At 70.3% G+C, this 20,677-nt stretch carries 16 protein-coding genes; 3 read left to right on the top strand and 13 right to left on the bottom strand.

Annotated features, from left to right (window positions below):
- Window positions 1-165 precede the first annotated feature (165 nt).
- From JEQ17_RS35085 to JEQ17_RS35075, 3 genes are all read left to right on the top strand, one after another.
- Window positions 166-681: a PadR family transcriptional regulator gene (locus tag JEQ17_RS35085; RefSeq protein WP_189840474.1), complete on the top strand. Its 516-nt coding sequence runs from the start codon at window positions 166-168 to the stop codon at window positions 679-681.
- The gene (locus JEQ17_RS35080) at window positions 678-1,448 is read left to right on the top strand and encodes an ABC transporter ATP-binding protein (RefSeq protein WP_200399001.1); all 771 of its coding nucleotides are present in this window, start codon (window positions 678-680) and stop codon (window positions 1,446-1,448) included. The genes JEQ17_RS35085 and JEQ17_RS35080 overlap by 4 nt, the downstream gene beginning before the upstream one ends.
- Window positions 1,449-1,579: 131 nt before the next feature.
- A complete protein-coding gene (locus tag JEQ17_RS35075; RefSeq protein WP_200399000.1) occupies window positions 1,580-3,871 on the top strand; it encodes an ABC transporter permease in 2,292 nt (763 codons plus the stop codon).
- A 65-nt stretch (window positions 3,872-3,936) separates the two neighbouring features.
- Here the strand turns inward: JEQ17_RS35075 and JEQ17_RS35070 are convergent, their stop codons facing one another.
- The 13 genes from JEQ17_RS35070 to JEQ17_RS35010 form a co-directional block, all read right to left on the bottom strand.
- Complete coding sequence (locus tag JEQ17_RS35070) at window positions 3,937-4,911, bottom strand: hypothetical protein (protein WP_200398999.1); 975 nt, start codon at window positions 4,909-4,911, stop codon at window positions 3,937-3,939.
- Between the two features lie 103 nt (window positions 4,912-5,014).
- Window positions 5,015-6,670: a glucose-6-phosphate isomerase gene (gene pgi, locus JEQ17_RS35065; protein WP_200398998.1), complete on the bottom strand. Its 1,656-nt coding sequence runs from the start codon at window positions 6,668-6,670 to the stop codon at window positions 5,015-5,017.
- 239 nt (window positions 6,671-6,909) lie between these two features.
- Window positions 6,910-7,245: an RNA polymerase-binding protein RbpA gene (locus JEQ17_RS35060; RefSeq protein ID WP_003957010.1), complete on the bottom strand. Its 336-nt coding sequence runs from the start codon at window positions 7,243-7,245 to the stop codon at window positions 6,910-6,912.
- A 235-nt stretch (window positions 7,246-7,480) separates the two neighbouring features.
- Entirely contained in the window at window positions 7,481-7,711 is a 231-nt protein-coding gene (gene secG, locus JEQ17_RS35055) for a preprotein translocase subunit SecG (protein ID WP_055615078.1), read from the bottom strand.
- Between the two features lie 145 nt (window positions 7,712-7,856).
- Complete coding sequence (gene tpiA / locus JEQ17_RS35050; protein ID WP_200398997.1) at window positions 7,857-8,633, bottom strand: triose-phosphate isomerase; 777 nt, start codon at window positions 8,631-8,633, stop codon at window positions 7,857-7,859.
- Window positions 8,634-8,639: 6 nt separating this feature from the next.
- Window positions 8,640-9,851 carry a phosphoglycerate kinase gene (locus tag JEQ17_RS35045; RefSeq protein ID WP_200398996.1) on the bottom strand — a complete coding sequence of 404 codons (1,212 nt, stop codon included), beginning with the start codon at window positions 9,849-9,851 and terminating at the stop codon, window positions 8,640-8,642.
- 130 nt (window positions 9,852-9,981) lie between these two features.
- Window positions 9,982-10,992, bottom strand: a complete 1,011-nt coding sequence (gene gap, locus JEQ17_RS35040; protein ID WP_200398995.1) for a type I glyceraldehyde-3-phosphate dehydrogenase — start codon at window positions 10,990-10,992, stop codon at window positions 9,982-9,984.
- A 190-nt stretch (window positions 10,993-11,182) separates the two neighbouring features.
- Window positions 11,183-14,137, bottom strand: a complete 2,955-nt coding sequence (locus JEQ17_RS35035) for a M14 family metallopeptidase (protein ID WP_200398994.1) — start codon at window positions 14,135-14,137, stop codon at window positions 11,183-11,185.
- A gap of 266 nt (window positions 14,138-14,403) precedes the next feature.
- Window positions 14,404-15,393 carry a DNA-binding protein WhiA gene (whiA, locus tag JEQ17_RS35030; protein ID WP_055615083.1) on the bottom strand — a complete coding sequence of 330 codons (990 nt, stop codon included), beginning with the start codon at window positions 15,391-15,393 and terminating at the stop codon, window positions 14,404-14,406.
- Window positions 15,384-16,451, bottom strand: coding sequence for a gluconeogenesis factor YvcK family protein (locus JEQ17_RS35025; RefSeq protein WP_200398993.1), 1,068 nt, complete (start codon window positions 16,449-16,451; stop codon window positions 15,384-15,386). Before JEQ17_RS35025 ends, whiA begins: the two co-directional genes overlap by 10 nt.
- The gene (gene rapZ / locus JEQ17_RS35020) at window positions 16,448-17,554 is read right to left on the bottom strand and encodes an RNase adapter RapZ (RefSeq protein WP_200398992.1); all 1,107 of its coding nucleotides are present in this window, start codon (window positions 17,552-17,554) and stop codon (window positions 16,448-16,450) included. Before rapZ ends, JEQ17_RS35025 begins: the two co-directional genes overlap by 4 nt.
- A complete protein-coding gene (uvrC, locus tag JEQ17_RS35015) occupies window positions 17,551-19,620 on the bottom strand; it encodes an excinuclease ABC subunit UvrC (protein ID WP_200398991.1) in 2,070 nt (689 codons plus the stop codon). The genes rapZ and uvrC overlap by 4 nt, the downstream gene beginning before the upstream one ends.
- A gap of 159 nt (window positions 19,621-19,779) precedes the next feature.
- Window positions 19,780-20,451, bottom strand: a complete 672-nt coding sequence (locus JEQ17_RS35010; RefSeq protein ID WP_200398990.1) for a response regulator transcription factor — start codon at window positions 20,449-20,451, stop codon at window positions 19,780-19,782.
- Window positions 20,452-20,677 lie beyond the last annotated feature (226 nt).

The following is a 20,677-nucleotide window of genomic DNA, read 5'->3' as shown; positions in this document are numbered from 1 at the left end:
AGGTTCCTCCTTGGTGCACCGGCTGCCGGACACCTTCGCCCGGAGTCAGAGGCCATGTATACCTGTTAGGTATGGGCGATACTAGGGCCTGCGGCACATCGGCCCCTCAACACCGGCTGGAGCGCCCCGAAGGCGAACCGAGAGAAAAGGCGGAGGAGAGCACTGGTGCGGCTGCCCCTCCTGGCCCTGCTGGCGCGCGGCCCGGCCCACGGATACGAGCTCAAGCAGGACCTTGAGCAACTGCTGGGCTCCGCGTACCCTCAGCCGAACGTCGGCCAGATATATGTGACGCTCGGCCGCCTCGAGAAGTCGGGACTGATCGAGGGCGAGGAAGTCGAGCAGTCGAGCCGGCCCAACAAGAAGATCTACCACCTCACCGACGCCGGGCGTGAGGCGCTGCGCGCCTGGTACGAGGAGACGGCGGACGAGCCGCGTGTGCGGGACGAGTTCTTCATGAAGCTCGCGCTCGCGCCGCAGACCGGACTCGCCGACCAGATCACCCTGATCAACAAGCAGCGGCGCGAGTACCTGAACACCATGCGCAGTCTGTCGAAACTCGCCGCCACCGAGAGCCGGGACAACCGCATCTCCCAGCTGCTCATCGAGGGCGCCATGCTGCATCTGCAGGCCGACCTCGACTGGCTGGAACGCTGCCAGGAGGAATTGGAGGAGCTGGAGTGAGCCGCACCGCTCCTTCGTCGCGCGCCGAGGGCGCTCCCCTGCTGCGTGCCGAGGGCCTGGTCAAGACCCACTACGGCGAGGGCGCGCCCGCGCATGCCGTGCGGGGCGTGGATCTCGCCGTACGACAGGGTGAGTTCGTCGCCGTCACGGGCCCCTCGGGCGCCGGGAAGTCGACGCTGCTGCATCTGCTGGGCGGGCTCCAGCGACCGGACTCCGGCAGCATCTGGCTGGACGGCACGTGCACGGACGCCTACAGCGAGGCCCGCTGGGCGGTCGAGCGCCGGCGTCGTATCGGCATCGTCTTCCAGTTCTTCAACCTGGTCTCGAACCTGTCGGTCGCCGACAACGTCGAGCTGCCCGCCCTGCTCGCCGGCCTCTCCCCCAGGCAGGCGCGCGCCGAGCGTGAGCAGCTCCTCGCCGAGCTGGGACTGGAGGGCAAGGAGCGCAGCATGCCGGGCGAGCTGTCCGGCGGCGAGCAGCAGCGGGTCGCGCTGGCCCGTGCCCTGGTCAACCATCCGCCCCTGCTGCTGGCCGACGAGCCCGCGGGCAGCCTCGACAGCAAGGGCACCCGCGAGGTGACCCGGCTGCTGTCCCGCTTCCACGAGCGCGGCCAGACCATCGTGCTGGTCACCCATGACGCACGGCTCGCGAGCGCCGCGGACCGGGTGATCAGCTTCTTCGACGGCCGTATCGCCGACGACGCGGAGCTCGGCACCGCGCCCGCGCGCGGCACGGGGATATCCGGCGTGCTGGAACTGAGGGACTGAGCGCCGTGCGCGAGCCTCTGTCGAAGGCCATCCGCCAGGACCTCTCCGCCGTGCACGGGCCGCGGAACCGGTCCCTCGTGCACGGGCCGCGGAACCGGCCCTTCGTGCGCGAGCCGAGGGGCTGAGCCGCCGTGCGGGCCACCCTGCGCTGGGCGCACGCCGATCTGCGCACGCATCGCGGCGAGGCGCTGTTCATCGTGCTCGCCACCGCCGGGATCGTCGCCTCGCTGCTCCTGGCCACGGCACTCTTCGGGTACGCGACCAACCCCTGGCAGCGTGTCTTCACCCAGTCTCAGGGCGCGCACGTGTGGATCCACACCGGCCCGTCGGCCGACGCGCGCGAACTCGCCGAGGTGGACGACGTCACGTCCGTCGCGGGCCCCTACCCCACCGCGGCGGCCACCGTCGAGTCGCGCGGCACCCGGGCCTCCGTCGAGCTGCGCGGCATCGTCGGCCGGCCCGCGACCGGCCGTCCGCTGCTCGCCTCCGGTCGCTGGCTCGACCCCGCCGCGCCGGACGGTGTGGTGCTGGAGAGCAGCCTCGCCCGGGCGCTGTGGGCCGAGCCCGGGGACACACTCACCGTCCCCGGCACCGCACGGACCCTGACCGTCCTCGGCGTCGCCGACAGCGCCGAACCCCGCTACAGCCCCGGGGAGCGGTCGGGCCTCGTGTGGGCCCTGCCCTCCGCCGTACGCCAGACGGACGGGCGCGGCGGCCAGGTGACCGGCCTGCGGCTGACCGATCCCGGTGACACGAATTACGCCGTCCAGCGTGCCGTCACCCTGCTCGGTCCGGGAGCGGTCACCGACGTCTCGCACTGGCAGCAGGCGCGGTCGGAGGCCCAGGGCGGCAACCGGCTGCTCGGCCAGGTCCTCGGCCTGTTCGGTCTCGGCGCCCTGGTCGCCGCCGCGCTCGCCGTGCACGGGGCGATCGGCACCCGGATCCGTGGCCATCTGCGGGACATCTCGGTCCTGAAGGCGATCGGCTTCACCCCGGGCCAGGTGGTGCGGATCTTCCTGCTCCAGCATGTGGCGTTCGCGTTCCTCGGCGCCGTGCTCGCCACCGTCGTCATCCAGGCCCTGGGCAGCCGGGTCCCTGGGCGTCTCGGGGACGCGGTCGGTGTGTGGCAGGGGCTGCCGGGGCACACGGCGGCGCTGCTCGCCGTGCCCGTGGCCGCGGTGCTGTTCATCGCCGCGACGACCGGGCTCGCGGCCTGGCGGGCCGGGCAGGTGCCTCCGGTGCCGGGGCTGCGGGCCGGGGCACCGCTCGGCGGCCGGCTCTCGGGCCTGGCGCGCGGGGCGCTCGGGCTGCGGCTGCCGTCCGCGCTGGTCCTGGGCTGGCACAAGGCGTTCTCACGCCGGCCCCGCTCGCTGGCCACGCTCGCCCGCCTCGCGCTGCCGCTGCTGCTGATCGTGGTGGCCATGAGCGCCTGGAGCACCATCGACCGCTTCCACAGCAGGCCCGACCAGCTCGGTCTCGCGGCCGCGCTCACCGTGCGGGCCGACGAGACCCTGACCGATCCGGACGTACGCGCCCTGCTCGCCCGGAACCCGCAGGTCGACGCCGTCCACCCGGGCGTCGAGGTGGCCGCCCTGGTCCCCGGCCAGACGGGCACGATCGCCCTGCGCGGGCTCGGCACGCAGAAGGATCCGTACCCGTTCTCGCTGGCGGAGGGACGCGCCGCGCGCGGCCCCGACGAGGCCGTGGCCGGTCAGGGTCTGCTCGACCTGCTGGACGTGCGCGTGGGGGCCTGGGTGCGGATCACGGTGGGCGCGGAGCCGCAGATCCTGCACATCGTCGGGCGCAGCATCGAGCCGGAGAACGGCGGCCGGGTCATCTCCACCTCGCTCGACACCCTCCGGGAGAACCACCCGGGGCTCGGACCTGCCCTCTACCAGCTCCAGCTGAGCCCGGGCGCGGACCCGCAGCGGGTGGCCGCCGAGCTGACCGAGGCCGCGCACGGAGACATCAGCGTGCACGCCGTGCCGAACCCGGCCGACGGGCTGTCGCCGCTGCGCGGGGTCGTCGTGGGGCTGATCGCCGTGCTGGCGCTGATCGGTCTCATCGAGCTGCTCACGGCGATCGGCGGCACGGTGCGCGAGGGCGAGCGGGATCTGCTGGCGCTGAAGGCCATCGGGCTGACCCCGCGGCAGATCACCGCGATCACGGTGACGGCCACGGGGTGCACGGCGCTGGCCGCGGTCCTCGTCGCCGCGGCACTGGGGGTGCCGCTCGCCCACTGGCTGATCGACGCACAGGGCAGATCGAGCGGTATCGGCGCCGGGATCGCCCAGGCGCCCTCCCCCGGACTCCTGCTGCTCCTCTGCACGGCCGCAGTGCTCGGCGCCGCCGCGCTGGCCGCCCTGCCCGCGGCCCGGTCGGCCCGCCGCCGGCTCGCGGACACCCTGAGCGCGGTGGCCTGAGCCGCCGGGTCAGATCAGATCGGTCAGATCAGGTCGGTTGGATCAGATCGGTTGGATCAGGTCGGTCAGGACCGGTACGGCGACTGCGGCGGCTGGGGCGGTCCGTACGGGTTGCCCTGGACGTACGGCGGGTGCGGAACGCCGTTGCCCGGCGGGTACGGCTGGCCCGGAGGCGGTCCGTACGGCTGCCCCGGTGGCATGTACGGCTGACCGGGAGGCGCGTACGGCTGACCGGGCGGCGGGTACATGTTCCCCTGGGGCGGCACGAACCCGTTGTTCGGGGCGTACGGCCGCGGCGGCGGGAGCGTCGCCGGATGCGCGGACAGCCGGATGCCGTGGTGGCGTCGGAGCCGGTGCAGCTCCAGGGCGGCGATGCCCGTGACCGTCAGCGGGGCGCCCAGGATGAAGACGATCCCCAGCTTGAAGCTGAGCCCGTGCAGATCACCGGTGACCAGGTCCGGAAGGGCCATCAGCCACGTCGTCACGGTGGCGAGCAGCGCCGGCAGGGCGCGGTGCACGACGGCGGAACCGAAGAAGTTCCCGGACAGCTGCACGGCCCCGTACATCAGCATGCCGGTGATCCACATCGCCGGCAGGCCGAGCACCACAGTCCAGATGGTGCCGAGCTGGATCGACAACAGCCACAGCAGCACCGTCCCGACGACCATGACGATGAAGAGGAGCAGCAGCTTGAGCGAGTTGAACAGGGATCCCCGCAACTCGCGGATCCTGCCGGTGCGCCGCCAGACGAAGAGCATCACGCCCACGGTCAGCGGGGTGATGAACAGCAGCACGAGGGCCGCCACCACGATGTTCTCGAGTACCTCGTTGAAGTCGAACCTGCCCTCCACGAACGTGTACACGCCGAACGCCGCCACAGCTCCGGCAATGACACGTACACGCTTGAGGCGCTCGACCGACGGATCGACCGCCGGTGGGATCCACGCCGGGTGGAACACCGCCTGGGCCACGGCCTTGGGCTGCAGAATCGACGCCACCGACAGGTTGCGGCTGAGCCATCTTCCGCGCGAACCAGCCATGTTCAGCTCCCCCGAGCCCTCGACGCCATGATCGCCGGGAATTCTACGGGAGGCGGACGCCTGAACCGCCGTCCGCCTCTCGACCCACACGACTACTCCACGACTACTTCCGGCCCCGCAGTTCCCGGTACTTGGCCACGAGCGCGGTGGTGGACTCGTCGAGGCCCGGCACGTCCGCACCCTCCGTCAGCGCGGGCTCCACACGCTTGGCGAGGACCTTGCCGAGCTCGACGCCCCACTGGTCGAAGGAGTCGATGTTCCAGATCGCGCCCTGCACGAACACCTTGTGCTCATAGAGGGCGATGAGCTGGCCGAGCACCGACGGGGTGAGCTCGCGGGCGAGGATGGTGGTCGTCGGGTGGTTGCCCTTGAACGTCTTGTGCGGCACCAGTTCCTCGGGCACGCCCTCCGCCCGCACCTCGTCCGGCGTCTTGCCGAAGGCCAGCGCCTGCGTCTGCGCGAAGAAGTTGGCCATCAGCAGGTCGTGCTGGGCGACAAGCCCCGGCAGCAGATCGGCGACCGGCTCGGCGAAGCCGATGAAGTCCGCCGGGATCAGCTTCGTGCCCTGGTGGATGAGCTGGTAGTACGCGTGCTGTCCGTTGGTGCCCGGCGTGCCCCATACGACGGGGCCCGTCTCCCACTCCACGGGACGCCCGTCGCGGTCCACGGACTTGCCGTTGGACTCCATGTCGAGCTGCTGGAGGTACGCCGTGAACTTGGACAGGTAGTGCGAGTACGGCAGCACCACGTGCGACTGGGCGTCGTGGAAGTTGCCGTACCAGACGCCCAACAGGCCGAGGAGCAGCGGCACGTTGGACTCGGCGGGCGCGGTCCTGAAGTGCTCGTCGACGAGGTGGAAGCCGTCGAGCATCTCCCGGAAGCGGTCCGGCCCGATCGCGATCATCAGCGACAGACCGATCGCCGAGTCGAACGAGTAACGGCCGCCGACCCAGTCCCAGAACTCGAACATGTTGGCCGTGTCGATACCGAAGTCCGAGACCTTCTCGGCGTTCGTCGACAGCGCCACGAAGTGCTTGGCGACGGCTTCCTGACCGGCCTTCAGCTCGGTGAGGAGCCAGTTCCGGGCGGAGGTCGCGTTGGTGATGGTCTCGATGGTGGTGAAGGTCTTCGAGGCGATGACGAACAGCGTCTCGGCCGGGTCCAGGTCCCGTACGGCCTCGTGGAGGTCGGCCCCGTCCACGTTCGACACGAAGCGGACCGTCAGGTCGCGGTCGGTGAAGGACCGCAGCACCTCGTAGGCCATCGCCGGGCCGAGGTCGGAGCCGCCGATGCCGATGTTCACGACGTTCTTGATGCGGCGGCCGGTGTGCCCGGTCCACTCGCCCGAACGGACGCGCTCGGCGAAGCCGGCCATCTTGTCGAGGACGGCGTGCACGGCCGGTACGACGTTCTCGCCGTCGACCTCGACCACCGCGTCGCGCGGGGCGCGCAGCGCGGTGTGCAGGACCGCGCGGCCCTCGGTCGTGTTGATCTTCTCGCCGCGGAACATGGCGTCCCGCAGTCCGAACACGTCCGTGGCGGCGGCCAGCGCGCGCAGCAGCCGCAGCGTCTCGTCGGTGACGAGGTGCTTGGAGTAGTCGACGTGCAGATCGCCGACCTGAAGCGTGTATCCGGTACCGCGTCCGGGGTTCCGGGCGAACAGCTCACGGAGCTGCGCCTCGCCGAGTTCCTCCCGGTGCCCGGCCAGAGCGGTCCACTCGGGTGTCTGGTCGAGCCTGGTACGGCTGTCTGCGTTCATGTGGGACTTCCGCCTCTTTCCTGCCTGTGCTGCGTACCTTGCCCCGCTGCCGGTCCCAACCTAATTGATCAGGGCGGGACGTGAGCTGTCGTCCCGCCGTCGTCCGGCTCAACAACAGATACGTCCGGCTGGAGCACGCGTATCAGCGCGGCAGGGGAGGAAGGCACGGGCACAGTCCCGGTGCGCGTCCCAAACGTGTCCGGCCGGACACCCGTGGGTGTCCGGCCGGACCTCGACTCCTAGATCTCGCCCCGCAGTTTGGCGAGCGCCTCGGCGAGAATGGCCTCGCCGTCCGCGTCGCTGCGCCGTTCCCGTACGTACGCGAGGTGCGTCTTGTACGGTTCGGTGCGCGGCGGGTCCGGCGGGTTGTCCCGGTCCTGTCCTGCGGGGAAGCCGCAGCGCGGACAGTCCCACGTATCGGGGACCTGCGCGTCGCTGGCGAAGCTGGGCTGCGTCTCGTGCCCGTTCGAGCACCAGAAGGAGATGCGCAGCCGCGGCGCGGACTCGCCACGCTCGGCCTCGCCCATCGGCCCCGCCCCGACCCGGCTTCCTCGGATCGCGTTGCCACTTGCCACGGTCGTAACTCCCTGCGTAATGGTGCCGCAAAGCGAGTCGGCGTTTCGCTTCGCTGCGAGCGCCTCAGTCTACGTAAGGCCCAACGCGCGTCTAGTAGATGGAGTTACACCCCGCCGCAAGACGCAAGCCCCATGATAGGCCGCGCTTGCGGGCGCGTACCGTACATGGGGCCTTACGTGCGGAATGTGCTTGCGTAATGTGCGTTTGTGCTGGTGCAGCGGTGTCGGGCGGTGATCAGTTGTTGACCTTCATCAGAAGACCCAGCACCACAATGGACGCGAACCACAGCAAACCGACCACCACGGTGATGCGGTCGAGGTTGCGCTCGGCGACCGAGGAGCCGCCGACGGAGGACTGCATGCCGCCACCGAACATGTCGGACAGGCCGCCGCCCTTCCCCTTGTGCATCAGCACCAGCATCATCAGCAACAGGCTGAAGACGATCAGGGCGATCGAGAACCCCATAACCACGGCTGGACCAACTTCCTCGGACTTGGAACGGACGACGGGGGCCGGTGCTTCGGGTACGAAGCCGCCCGGCCCCCGCAAGGGTACGACGTAACGCCGCTACGGCCTACTCACAGGTCGTCGGATCGCCACGGAACGCGGCTCACTGGTCGCGGAAGCGGACGATCTTGACGAACTCCTCGGAGTCCAGGGACGCGCCGCCGACCAGGGCACCGTCGATGTCGGGCTTCGCCATGATCTCGGCGACGTTGCCGGCCTTCACGGAGCCGCCGTACTGAATACGGACGGCGTCGGCCAGTTCCTGCGTGTACAGCTCGGCGAGCTTGCCGCGGATCGCCGCGCAGACCTCCTGGGCGTCGTCGGAGCCGCAGACCTTGCCGGTGCCGATGGCCCAGACGGGCTCGTACGCGATCACGATCGTCTCGGCCTGCTCGGCCGGGAGGTCCTTGAGACCGCCCTCGACCTGCGCGAGCGTGTGGGCGACGTGGTTGCCCGCCTCGCGGACGTCCAGCTCCTCGCCGACGCACAGGATCGGGGTGAGGCCGTGCTTGTAGGCGGCCTTGACCTTGGTGTTCACGACCTCGTCGGTCTCGTTGTGGTACTGGCGGCGCTCGGAGTGGCCGATCGCCACGTAGGTGCACTTGAGCTTGGCCAGCATCGAGCCGGAGATCTCGCCGGTGTAGGCACCGGAGTCGTGCGCCGACAGGTCCTGGGCGCCGTACTTGATCTTGAGCTTGTCCCCGTCGACCAGGGTCTGCACCGAGCGCAGGTCGGTGAAGGGCGGCAGAACCGCCACCTCACAGGCCTCGTAGTCCTTGTCGGCCAGGGCGAAGGCGAGCTTCTGGACATGGGCGATGGCCTCGAGGTGGTTGAGGTTCATCTTCCAGTTGCCCGCCATCAGCGGCGTACGAGTGGTCATACGGGGTCAGTCCTCCAGTGCGGCGAGGCCGGGGAGCGTCTTGCCCTCGAGGTATTCGAGGGAGGCGCCGCCGCCGGTCGAAATGTGGCCGAATGCCGTCTCGTCGAAGCCCAGGATGCGGACGGCCGCGGCGGAGTCGCCACCGCCGACGACCGTGAAGGCCGGGGAGTCGAGAAGGGCCTGGGCGACCGCCTTGGTGCCCTCGGCGTAGTCGGGGTGCTCGAAGACGCCCATCGGACCGTTCCAGAAGACCGTGGCGGCGTCGGTGAGCTTCGATGCGTACAGCTTGCGGGACTCCGGACCGATGTCCAGGCCCATCTGGTCGGCCGGGACGGCGTCCGCGGCGACGGTGGTGGGGTTGGCCGGAGCCTTGGTCTTCAGGTCCGGGAACTCGGAGGCGACCAGGACGTCCACGGGGAGGACCAGCTCGACGCCGTTCTTCTCGGCCCGCTCGATGTACTCCTGGACCGCCGGGATCTGGTCCTCCTGGAGGAGGGACTTGCCGATCTCGTGGCCCTTGGCCTTGAGGAAGGTGTACGCCATGCCGCCGCCGATGAGCAGCCGGTCGGCCTTGCCGAGCAGCTGGTCGATCACGGCGAGCTTGTCGGACACCTTGGCGCCGCCGAGCGCGACCACGTAGGGGCGCTTGACGTCCTCGGTGAGCTTCTTCAGGACACCGACCTCGGTGGCGATCAGGTAGCCCGCGTAGTGCGGCAGCCGCGCCGGGAGGTCGAAGACCGAGGCGTGCTTGCGGTGCACGGCACCGAATCCGTCGCCCACGTAGACATCGGCCAGGGCGGCGAGCCGGTCGGCGAACTCGCCGCGCTCGGTGTCGTCCTTGGACGTCTCGCCGGCGTTGAAGCGGAGGTTCTCGATGACCGCGACCTGGCCGGGCTGCAGCCCGTTCACGGCGTCGTGCGCGGCGGGGCCGACCGTGTCCTGGGCGAACGCCACGGGCGCGCCCAGCAGCTCACCGAGGCGCTCGGCGGCGGCGAGCAGCGAGAAGGCGGGGTCCGGGGCGCCCTTGGGGCGGCCCAGGTGCGAGGCGACGACCACCTTGGCACCCGCCTCGGCGAGGGCCTTGACGGTCGGCAGGACGGCGCGGATGCGGCCGTCGTCGGTGATGAGGCCGTCGGCCAGCGGCACGTTCAGGTCGGCGCGGACGAAGACCCGCTTGCCGTCCACGCCTTCGGCGAGAAGTTCGTCGATCGTCTTCATGAGGGGGCTCCTAAAGAGGGCTCAAGTGGTCCGAGAGGGCTGATCGATCAGCACGCGGCACAGGGCTCGGGCAGCGCGGCGGTGCGCTGCCCGAGCCCTGTGCTCACATCGAGAGGCCTTGCTCCGGGACTTAGAGCTGGCCGCCGACGAAGACCGTGAGGTCCACGAGGCGGTTGGAGTAGCCCCACTCGTTGTCGTACCAGCCGAGGATCTTCACCGTGTTGCCCTCCTGGACCATGGTCAGGGAGGAGTCGAAGGTGCAGGAGGCCGGGTCACCGACGATGTCCGAGGAGACGATCTGGTCCTCGGTGTAGGTCAGGAAGCCCTTGAGGTCGCCGTCGTCGGAGGCCTTCTTGAACGCGGCGTTGACCTCGTCCTTGGTGACCTCGCGCTGCAGCGTCACGACCAGGTCGGTCGCCGAGCCGGTCGGGACCGGGACGCGCATCGCGATGCCGTCCAGCTTGCCCTTGAGCTGCGGGAGGACCAGGGCGGTGGCCTTCGCGGCACCCGTGGTGGTCGGGATGATGTTCTCGGCGGCGGCGCGGGCGCGGCGCAGGTCCGAGTGCGGGAAGTCCAGGATGCGCTGGTCGTTCGTGTACGCGTGGACCGTCGTCATCAGGCCCTTGACGATGCCGAAGTTCTCGTCGAGAACCTTGGCCATCGGCGCCACACAGTTGGTGGTGCAGGAGGCGTTCGAGATGACGTGGTGGTTCGCCGGGTCGTACTTGTCCTGGTTGACGCCCATCACGATGGTGATGTCCTCGTCCTTGGCCGGGGCCGAGATGAGGACCTTCTTGGCGCCACCGGCGATGTGCTTCTCGGCGTCGGCCTTCTTGGTGAAGATGCCGGTCGACTCGATGACGATGTCGACGCCCAGCTCGCCCCACGGGATGTCGGCGGGGTTGCGCTCGGAAAGAACCTTGATCGTCTTGCCGTCGACGGTGATCGTGTCGGCGGTGTGCGACACCTCGGCCTTGAGTCGGCCCAGGATGGTGTCGTACTTCAGCAGGTGAGCGGTGGTCGCGGTGTCACCCAGGTCGTTGACAGCCACGATCTCGATGTCTGCACCCTGCTCCAGCAGCGCGCGGAAGTAGTTACGACCGATGCGGCCAAAGCCGTTGATGCCTACGCGGATCGTCACGAACCGATCTCCTCGTTAGGAACGCCGGCTTTGGACGCCGGCGAGTTTGTATGGGATGTCCCCGACCGCCTACGACCCTACCTCCCTGACGCTCCCGGAGTGACATCGAGTGCCCCATACACGGCAGGGCGGCCCGTACCCACCAGTAGGGGTACGGACCGCCCGGGCTTGACGCCCTTGTTCGCCCTTGTCAGCTGCGCAGAGCCGCCAGGGCCTTGCCCAGCAGGGCCGTTCGGTCGGCGGCCGCGGTGACGTGCTCCAGGCCGAAGCCGAGGAGCACGGTGTCACGCGTGGTGACCGCTCCGTACGTCTTGAAGAGTTCGCCGGACAGACCCCAGTCCTTCACGACCGCGGGGCTGCCCGCGGGCGGTCCGGGAACGCTCCAGGCGCCGAGCGAGGTCTCGAATCCGTCGGTCTGGCCGGCCGTGCCGCCGAGGACGACGGAGGCGTTGTCGGCGAGGACACCGTGGCCGCCCGATCCCGGGTCGGTGATGTAGCTCAGCGACACCTCCACCGTCTTTCCGGCGTACGCGGAGAGATCGAAGTCGACTTCCTGCCAGCCGTCGGAGGCCCCGGTGAAGCTGTTCCAGGCACCGCTCGTGCCGGTCGGGGTGCAGCCGGCGGAGCCCGGGGTCAGATAGCGCTTGAGGGCGGGGTGCGCCTGGATGAAGTACCCGGCCTCGCACTCCGCGGGAACCGCGGTGCTGGTGGCGCCGCCCTTCTCGGGGAGCGTGGTCCAGTCGTCGGCCCCGGCCGTGTGCGCTTCGAGCGCCGCGTGGTCGTAGCCGGCCTCGGTGTCCCACAGGAGCTGCGTGCGCAGGGTGGGCGCGTCGGCCGCGGTGACCCCGGTGAGGTCGATGGTGCGGGTGAGACGGTTCCAGGCGTAGTCGGAGTGCGTGACCGCCGCCATGGAGGCGCCCGCGAAGGGACCGTAGGGGTTGACGGTCCCCGGGTACGCCCCGGCTCCCGCGCTCGCGAACTGCGGGAACGTCCCGACGGGCAGCGTGTCCGAGGTGACGCTGTACGCGCCCGCCGCGTTCAGCGGGTTGCCGGGTGCGCCGCCGAGCGCTCCCGTGGCTCCGGCGAGCTTGCCCGAGCCGGTGAAGGACGTGACGCCCGGTGTCGTCGTACGGGAGTAGGCGCCGAGGTAGTACTGGCTGAAGTCGTTCGTCAGGGCGCCCGGCAGTGCGACGTTGCCGCCCGCCTGTTCGCCCGCCTCGATCAGCTTGCCGCCCTCGTTGAGATAGGCGCGCAGTTGCAGCTGGGTGGCGTATCCGGGGCGGTCGGCGCCGGTGTAGTGGACGACGCTCTTGAAGTGGCCGAGGACGCCGAGCGCGTCCGGCACGCCCTGGGTGGCGACGTCCCAGACGAGGGGCTTGCGGCCGTTGGCCTTCAGGGCGTCGACGTAGGTCTGTGCCTGCGTCGCGGCGGCGGCACCCTCCTCGGCGACCACCAGCGTGTCGGCGCGCGGCCGCTCGGCCACGGTGTAGGTGAAGCGCTCACTGGAGGTGGGCTTCCCGCTCCTCGTCTCGCCGGTGAACCAGACCTCGACCTTGTCGCCGGGGTCGCCGTCCGCCACGAAGGCGCGGTACTCGTCGAAGTAGAGGTTGTCCTCGCCTCCGAAGGTCTCGCCGCCCTTCCAGGCCTTGAGCGCCATGTCCTCCGTACGACCGCCGTTGACGCGGTACCTGAGCTCCTTGTCGCGTACGGACTTTCGGGCGACGACCGTGATCTCCTGGTCGGCGCCGCGGGAGTACGACGTGGTGAAGGGGGCCGGGGTGAAGTCGGGGGCGTCGATGCCGACGGAGGACTTCGGCTGGTCGGGCCTGGCCGCGGCCTCGGCGACGGAGAGCGCGAACGGGACGTTCTTGGCGAACTCCTGCTGGATCAGCTTCTCGTCGTCCGGGAAGGTGAAGATCGACTCGCAGTCCACCGCGTTCCAGGCGTCGTTGGGGTCGACGTTCGACGCGGTCTGGCAGGTCGACATCTCGGGGGTGAACATCGCCGTGCCGTTGACGTTGGACGCGTGGCCGTCGGCCTCGCCGTTGGTCGTGTAGAGCTCGGAGGAGACCTGCGGGCGGTAGCCGGGGATCGCCGGGTTCTCGGGGGTTCCGGCGAGCGACTTGTAGAGCACGTCGTCCGGGCTCGGCGTCGCCACCTGCCAGCCGACTCCGTAGAGGATCAGCTCTGCGGCGGAGTGGTAGTTGATGCCGTAGTCGAAGCCGATCCGCCTCTCGAAGGCGTCCAGTGCCTTGGTCTCGGGCTCGGAGCCGGGGCTCGCGCCGCGATAGGTCTGGCTGGTCGGGAACGGCGACGAACCCTCGTCGTCGTAGCCCCACTTGTAGGAGAAGTTGCGGTTGAGGTCGACGCCGTCACCGGTGGTCCAGGCGCCGTCGCCGTTGACGTCGCGCATGTTCTTGCGCCACTGACGGTCGCCCTCGGCCTTGAACGTCCAGTCGTAGCCGTCCGGGTTGGCGGACAGGACGAACCACAGCTCGGTGGAGTTCACGAGCTTGGTGACCCGCTGGTCCTTGCCGTAGTTGTCCAGGTAGTAGTGCATCAGACGCCGGGTCATCTCGGGCGTGATCCACTCACGGGCGTGCTGGTTGGACATGTACAGCATGGAGGGCTTGGCGCCGTCCTTGGTCTTCTTGGCGCCCTTGGTGAGCTTGAGGGCCAGGATGTCCTGCCCCTGGAGGGTCTTGCCGATGGAGACGACCTTCGTCAGGGACGGGTTCTGCTGCCCGGTCCTGAGGATCTCCTCCTGGAGGTTGCCCTTGCCGCTGTAGGGCCGGTAGACCCCGTCCCCCGCGGCGGCCACGCGCGCGCGTGCCTTGGCCGAGAGCTTGTGCTCGGCGAGGTCGACGCCCTTGTTCTCCAGCTGGTCGGCCTGCTTGTCGGTGAGGTAGACCTCGACCGTGGCCGTGCCCTTGTCCGGGACCTGTTCGCCCAGTTCGTGACTGTCCTGGCCGGCCGCGAGGAGCAGGGGTACCTGTTCCTTCGTGACGTCCGCGCGGAAGACCTTGACCTCGTCCGCGCCCGGGGCCTTCGCGGCGCCGGGTTCTGCCTGTGCCATGGGTGCGATGGCCACTCCGCCGAGCAGGAGCGCGCCGGCAGCGAGGATCGATCTCGCTCTTCGTCTCATGAGCCCCCCTTGCAGTTGTCCGCCACAGCAGCGAACAGATGCCAGGCTCATGACACTTCATGGTCAAGTCAAGAGCGCGTCGAGGACAGCAAAACGCCGGTGCGGTTACCCCAAATGGGCGCACGCACCGGCGTGTTGAGGATCTCGGGCCGACAGCCACGGTGTCGGTGGAGCGCCACCGACGGGTCCGCGGACCGGCCCGGGGAGCTGCGGCGCGCCGGGGCCGCGGCGATTTCCGTGGCTCGGCCCGCGACGGTCTCCCTGATTCAGCCCGCGAGGTTGTCGGCCATCTCCTCGGTGAGCGTGGACTCCGTCCCCGGGATGCCGAGGTCCTGGGCCCGCTTGTCGGCCATGGCGAGCAGCCGGCGGATCCGGCCCGCGACGGCGTCCTTGGTCAGCGGCGGGTCGGCGAGCGCGCCCAGCTCCTCCAGGGAGGCCTGCTTGTGCTCCATGCGCAGCCGCCCGGCGGCCGCGAGGTGCTCCGGGACCTCCTCGCCGAGGATCTCCAGGGCGCGCCCGACGCGGGCCCCGGCGGCGACGGCCGCGCGGGCCGAGCGGCGCAGGTTGGCATCGTCGAAGTTGGCGAGCCGGTTGGCGGTGGCGCGGACCTCGCGGCGCATCCGCCGCTCCTCCCAGGCCAGCACGGACTCGTGGGCGCCGAGGCGGGTCAGGAGGGCGCCGATGGCGTCCCCGTCCCGGACGACGACCCGGTCCACGCCCCGTACCTCGCGGGCCTTCGCGGCGATCGACAGGCGGCGGGCGGCGCCGACCAGCGCGAGCGCGGCCTCCGGGCCCGGGCAGGTCACCTCCAGGGAGGACGAGCGGCCGGGCTCGGTGAGCGAGCCGTGCGCCAGGAAGGCCCCGCGCCAGGCGGCCTCGGCGTCGCAGGTGGCCCCCGAGACCACCTGCGGCGGCAGACCCCGGATCGGGCGGCCACGGCCGTCCACGAGCCCCGTCTGGCGGGCCAGCTGGTCACCGCCCGCGACCACCCGTACGACGTAACGGGAGCCGCGGCGCAGACCGCCCGGAGCCATCACGATCAGCTCGGAGCTGTGGCCGAAGATCTCCAGGATGTCCCGCTTCAGCCGGCGCGCCGCCATCGCCGTGTCCAGCTCCGCCTCGATCACGATGCGGCCGCTCACCAGGTGAAGGCCGCCCGCGAACCGCAGGATGGCGGAGACCTCCGCCTTTCTGCAGCAGGTCCGGGTGACGGGAAGCCGGGAGATCTCGTCCTTCACCGCTGCCGTCATCGCCATGGGCCGATCCTTCCATGCATCCGAAAAATACGGTCGTACGCGGCGGCCAACAGCTCCGGATCGTGCCTCGGAGACCCATCGGTCCGGGCCACGGGCGCCAGCTCGACCGCGGCGCCGAACCGCTTGGCGGCATCGGTCAGTAAATCGCGGTCGGGCACGGCGGCCTCGTCGGCCAGCACCACGTCCAGGGCGAGTTTAGGGGCGTGTCGTCCCAAAACCTCCAAATGACGCTGCGGGGAGAAGCCATCGGTTTCTCCGGGCTGCGGAGCGAGATTCAGGGAGAGGACCCGGCGGGCCTTCGTCTCGGTGAGCGCGTCGAGCAGCTCGGGCACGAGCAGGTGCGGGATCACCGAGGAAAACCAGGAGCCGGGGCCGAGGACCACCCAGTCCGCGTCGAGGACCGCCGCGACGGCCTCGGGGACGGCGGGCGGGTCGTGCGGCACGACGTGCACGGACTGCACCTCGCCGGGCGTGAGCGCCACGGTCGCCTGTCCGCGGACGGTGTCGATGTCCTCGGGCCGCTCCGGGTCGTGGCCCTTGACGAGCGCCTGGAGCTCCAGGGGCACGGCGGACATGGGCAGCACCCTCCCGTGCGCGCCCAGCAGCCTGCCGACCAGGTCGAGGGCCTGGACATGGTCACCGAGCTGCTCCCAGAGGGCGACGATCAGCAGATTGCCGACCGCGTGCTCGTGCAGCTCGCCCTTGGACTGGAAGCGGTGCTGGATGACGCGCGCCCAGGTCTGGCCCCAGTCGTCGTCGCCGCACAGCGCGGCCAGGGCCTTGCGCAGGTCGCCGGGCGGGAGCACGCCCAGCTCGTCGCGCAGCCGGCCGCTGGATCCGCCGTCGTCGGCGACCGTCACGACCGCGGTGAGGTCGCCGGTGATGCGGCGCAGCGCGGCGAGCGAGGCGGACAGGCCCATGCCGCCGCCGAGCGCGACGACCTTGGGCTGGGCGCCGCGGCGGCGCGGCTTGGCGCCACGGCCCTCGACGGGCTTGCCCCCGCGTGCCTCGGGGGCCATCCGCCGCAGTCTGCTCAGCCGCGGACTACGTCCTGTCATTCGCGGCCCATGTCCCGGTGGACGACGACCGTCTCCACTCCCTCGGACACCAGACGGGCGGCGAGCTTCTCCGACATGGCGACGGAGCGGTGCTTGCCGCCGGTGCAGCCGACCGCGATGGTCACATAGCGCTTGCCCTCGCGGCGGTAGCCGGTCTGGATGAGCCGGAGCAGCTCGGCGTACCGGTCGAGGAACTCCTTGGCGCCGGGCTGGTTGAAGACGTACGCGGCCACCTCCTCGTTCAGGCCGGTGTACTGGCGCAGCTCCGGGACCCAGTGCGGGTTGGGCAGGAACCGCATGTCCACGACCAGGTCGGCGTCGACCGGCAGGCCGTACTTGAAGCCGAAGGACATGACGGTGGCCCGCAGCTCGGGCTCCTCCTCGCCCGCGAACTGGGCGTCCATCTTGGCGCGCAGCTCGTGCACGTTCAGGCTGGAGGTGTCGATCACCAGGTCGGCGTCGCCGCGCAGCTCGCGCAGCAGCTCGCGCTCGGCGGCGATGCCGTCGACGATGCGGCCGTCGCCCTGGAGGGGGTGCGGTCGGCGCACTCCCTCGAAGCGGCGCACCAGGGCGTCGTCCGAGGACTCCAGGAAGACGATCCGCCGGGTGACGTGCTTGGTCTCCAGGTCCGCGAGGGACTCGCGCAGGTTGTCGAAGAATCGCCGCCCGCGGACGTCGACGACGACCGCGATCCGTGCCACGTTCCCCTGCGAGCGGGCGCCGAGCTCCACCATGGTGGGGATCAGCGCGGGCGGCAGGTTGTCGACGACGAACCAGCCGAGGTCCTCCAGACACTTGGCGGCGGTGGACCGGCCCGCGCCCGACATCCCGGAGATGATCACCAGCTCCGGAATGGCCGCCTCGGGGACGCCGGCCGTCTCGATGATCGTGCCCGTGTTCACTTCCGCTCCGTCTTTCTGTGCCGCTTCGTCGGCTTCCTGGCCGGTTGCCTCGCCGGCCGCCTCTCGTTGCGTTCGATCCTCGCGTGCCTCGCTGTGCGATGCCTCTGTTTCAGCCGTGTGCGGTTCCCCGGTTCCGGCCGCGGACGGTTCGGTTTCCGCCGTGCGCCCTGCCGAGGGTTCTTCCTGCTCGTGCTCGGTCATCTCTCCTGCCCCCGTCGTTCGTCCGAGGAGCCCGCGGACACGGGCTCCCCCGCGGAACCCGCCGTCGTCTCGGATTCCGCGTCTGTCGCGTACTCCTCTGTCGCGAATTCCTCGTCTTCCATGATCTCTCCAGTCGCGGTGTTCACGGCGGGTGCCGCCGGGACCGCCTGGGCGAGGGCCACGGCGATCGCCTCGGCCGTCTTGCGGCCTATGCCGGGAACCTCGCAGATCTGGTCGATTGTCGCGGACCGCAGCTTCTTCACCGAGCCGAAATGCTTGATCAACGCCTGTTTGCGCGTCTCACCGAGGCCCGGCACGTCGTCCAGCGGGCTCGCCCTGAACCGCCGGGCCCGCTTGGTGCGCTGGTAGGTGATCGCGAAGCGGTGCGCCTCGTCGCGCACACGCTGAAGAAGATAGAGCCCTTCACTGGTACGTGGCAGCACCACCGGGTCGTCCTCGCCGGGCACCCAGACCTCTTCGAGGCGCTTGGCCAGGCCGCACACGGCGATGTCGTCGATACCGAGCTCGTCCAGCGCGCGCTGGGCTGCGGCGACCTGCGGCTGTCCGCCGTCGACGACGACCAGCTGCGGGGGGTACGCGAACCGCTTGGGCCGCCCGTCCTCCTCGGTGAGCCCGTTCTCGCCGTCGGCCCACTCGCCGGTCTTCTCCTTCTCGGCGAGGTACCGCCTGAAGCGGCGGGTGATCACCTCGTGCATGGACCGGACGTCGTCCTGGCCCTCGAAGCCCTTGATCTGGAAGCGGCGGTACTCGCCCTTGCGCTGCAGCCCGTCCTCGAAGACGACCATCGACGCCACGACGTCGTCGCCCTGGAGGTGCGAGATGTCGTAGCACTCGATCCGCAGCGGCGCGCTGTCCAGGTCGAGGGCCTCGGCGATCTCCTCCAGGGCCCGGGAGCGGGTGGTGAGGTCGGAGGCCCGCTTGGTCTTGTGCAGGCCCAGCGCCTGGTGCGCGTTGCGCTGGACCGTCTCCATGAGGGCCTTCTTGTCGCCGCGCTGCGGGATCCGCAGCGACACGTTCGACCCGCGGCGCTCGGCGAGCCACTCCTGGACGGGCTCCACCGGTTCGGGCAGCGCCGGGACGAGCACCTCCTTCGGTACGGAGTCGCCGGTCTCCTCTCCGTAGAGCTGCTGCAGCGCGTGCTCGACCAGGTCACCCGTGGTGACGGCCTCGACCTTGTCGGTGACCCAGCCGCGCTGGCCGCGGACCCGGCCGCCGCGTACGTGGAAGATCTGCACGGCCGCTTCCAGCTCGTCCTCGGCGAGCGCGATCAGGTCGGCGTCCGTCGCGTCGGCGAGCACGACGGCGCTCTTCTCCATGGCCTTCTTGAGGGCCTCGATGTCGTCGCGCAGGCGGGCGGCCCGCTCGTACTCCATCTCCTCCGCCGCGTCCGTCATCCGTCGCTCCAGGCGGCGGATGTACGTCCCCGTGCGGCCGGCCATGAAGTCGCAGAACTCCTCGGCGAGTTCGCGGTGCTCCTCGGGGGAGACCCGCTCGACACAGGGGGCGGAGCACTTGCCGATGTAGCCGAGCAGACAGGGGCGGCCGGTGCGCGCGGCGTTCTTGAACACGCCCGCGGAGCACGTCCGTACGGGGAAGACGCGCAGGAGGAGGTCCACGGTGTCGCGGATCGCCCACGCGTGTCCGTAGGGACCGAAGTAGCGCACGCCCTTCTTCTTCTGGCCGCGCATCACCTGCACGCGCGGAAACTGTTCGTTCATGGTGACCGCGAGATACGGATAGCTCTTGTCGTCGCGGTACTTGACGTTGAACCGGGGGTCGAACTCCTTGATCCAGGAGTACTCCAGCTGCAGCGCCTCGACCTCCGTGGACACCACCGTCCACTCCACCGACGCGGCCGTGGTGACCATCGTGCGCGTGCGCGGGTGGAGGCCGGCGAGGTCCTGGAAGTAACTCGCCAGGCGCTGGCGCAGGCTCTTCGCCTTCCCGACGTAGATCACCCGGCGGTGCTCGTCGCGGAATTTGTAGACCCCCGGCGAGTCGGGGATCTGTCCCGGCTTGGGGCGGTAGCTGGAGGGGTCGGCCATGTCTCACACCCTACTGGCGGGGTGTGACACCGCGGACGCCGTGCCGGACACCCCGCGCCCCTTGACCCGCCCCGTAAGGGGCGCGGGGAACTGCGCGCCGAGCCACGGCCGGCCCGCAGACTGCGCACGACCTTCGTGCGCCCCTTCCAGCGGAGCGGGTCAGCGTGACTCCAGGAACGTGAGCACCGCCCGCACCCGCCGGTGGTCGTCCGCGGCCTCCGGCAGCCGGAGCTTGCCGAGAATGCTGCGGACGTGCTTCTCGACGGTGCCCTCGGTCACCCACAGCCGCCGGCCGATGCCGGCGTTCGAGCGGCCCTCGGCCATGAGCTCCAGCACCTCCCGCTCCCGGGTGCTGAGGAAGGACAGCGGGTCGTCCCGGCGCTGGGCCGAGACCAGCTCCCGCACCAGGGAGGGGTCGACGACCGAGCCGCCCTTGCGGATGCGCTCCAGCGCCTCGATGAACTCGTCCACGACCGTGACCCGGCTCTTGAGCAGATAGCCGATTCGCCGCCCGCTCGCGAGCAGCTCCAGGGCGTCCTCGACCTCCACGAAGGCGGACAGCACGAGGATGCCGAGGTCGGGATACCGCTCACGGATGCCCCGGGCCGCCTTCAGCCCCTCCGTGGACTGGGTGGGCGGCATCCTGATGTCGACGATCACCAGGTCCGGCACGTGCTCGGCCACCAGTTCCAGGAGCCCGTTCGCGTCGCCGGCCTGGCCCGCCACCTCGTAGCCGAGCCGCTCGCAGAGGCTGGCCAGACCCTCTCTGAGCAGGACGTCGTCGTCGGCCAGGACGACCGTCCCGCGCGCGGGCGGCTGTGCTGCGTCCATGGTGCTCCCCGTCCGCTCGGCCGACCGGTGCGGTGCGCGTCTGCGGTACGCCTCCAACAGCCTGCCGGACATGGCCGGTTACGGCTAGCCGCAGGTGGGCAATGGTGGAGAACCGGAAGCCGTTTCGGGGGCTGGCCGTGACGACACGAAGACAGTTCGAGGGAATGCTCGTAGCAGTGCAGATGCAGGTGGTCCGCCGCCCCGGGCGAGGGGCGGCGGGCCGATG

The sequence above is a fragment of the Streptomyces liliifuscus genome, from assembly GCF_016598615.1.
GTDB classification, from domain to species: domain Bacteria; phylum Actinomycetota; class Actinomycetes; order Streptomycetales; family Streptomycetaceae; genus Streptomyces; species Streptomyces liliifuscus.
Note: the sequence above shows the minus strand (reverse complement) of the source record. Positions and strands in the feature narration are given on the sequence as shown.

Excerpts from the sequence above, each read along its gene's own strand:
- JEQ17_RS35025 (WP_200398993.1), bottom strand. The coding sequence starts at position 16,451 with ATGACAGGACGTAGTCCGCGGCTGAGCAGACTGCGGCGGATGGCCCCC.
- whiA (WP_055615083.1), bottom strand. The coding sequence starts at position 15,393 with ATGGCGATGACGGCAGCGGTGAAGGACGAGATCTCCCGGCTTCCCGTC.
- pgi (WP_200398998.1), bottom strand. The coding sequence starts at position 6,670 with ATGAACGCAGACAGCCGTACCAGGCTCGACCAGACACCCGAGTGGACC.
- uvrC (WP_200398991.1), bottom strand. The coding sequence starts at position 19,620 with ATGGCCGACCCCTCCAGCTACCGCCCCAAGCCGGGACAGATCCCCGAC.
- rapZ (WP_200398992.1), bottom strand. The coding sequence starts at position 17,554 with ATGACCGAGCACGAGCAGGAAGAACCCTCGGCAGGGCGCACGGCGGAA.
- JEQ17_RS35045 (WP_200398996.1), bottom strand. The coding sequence starts at position 9,851 with ATGAAGACGATCGACGAACTTCTCGCCGAAGGCGTGGACGGCAAGCGG.
- tpiA (WP_200398997.1), bottom strand. The coding sequence starts at position 8,633 with ATGACCACTCGTACGCCGCTGATGGCGGGCAACTGGAAGATGAACCTC.
- secG (WP_055615078.1), bottom strand. The coding sequence starts at position 7,711 with ATGGGGTTCTCGATCGCCCTGATCGTCTTCAGCCTGTTGCTGATGATG.
- JEQ17_RS35035 (WP_200398994.1), bottom strand. The coding sequence starts at position 14,137 with ATGAGACGAAGAGCGAGATCGATCCTCGCTGCCGGCGCGCTCCTGCTC.
- JEQ17_RS35070 (WP_200398999.1), bottom strand. The coding sequence starts at position 4,911 with ATGGCTGGTTCGCGCGGAAGATGGCTCAGCCGCAACCTGTCGGTGGCG.
- JEQ17_RS35010 (WP_200398990.1), bottom strand. The coding sequence starts at position 20,451 with ATGGACGCAGCACAGCCGCCCGCGCGCGGGACGGTCGTCCTGGCCGAC.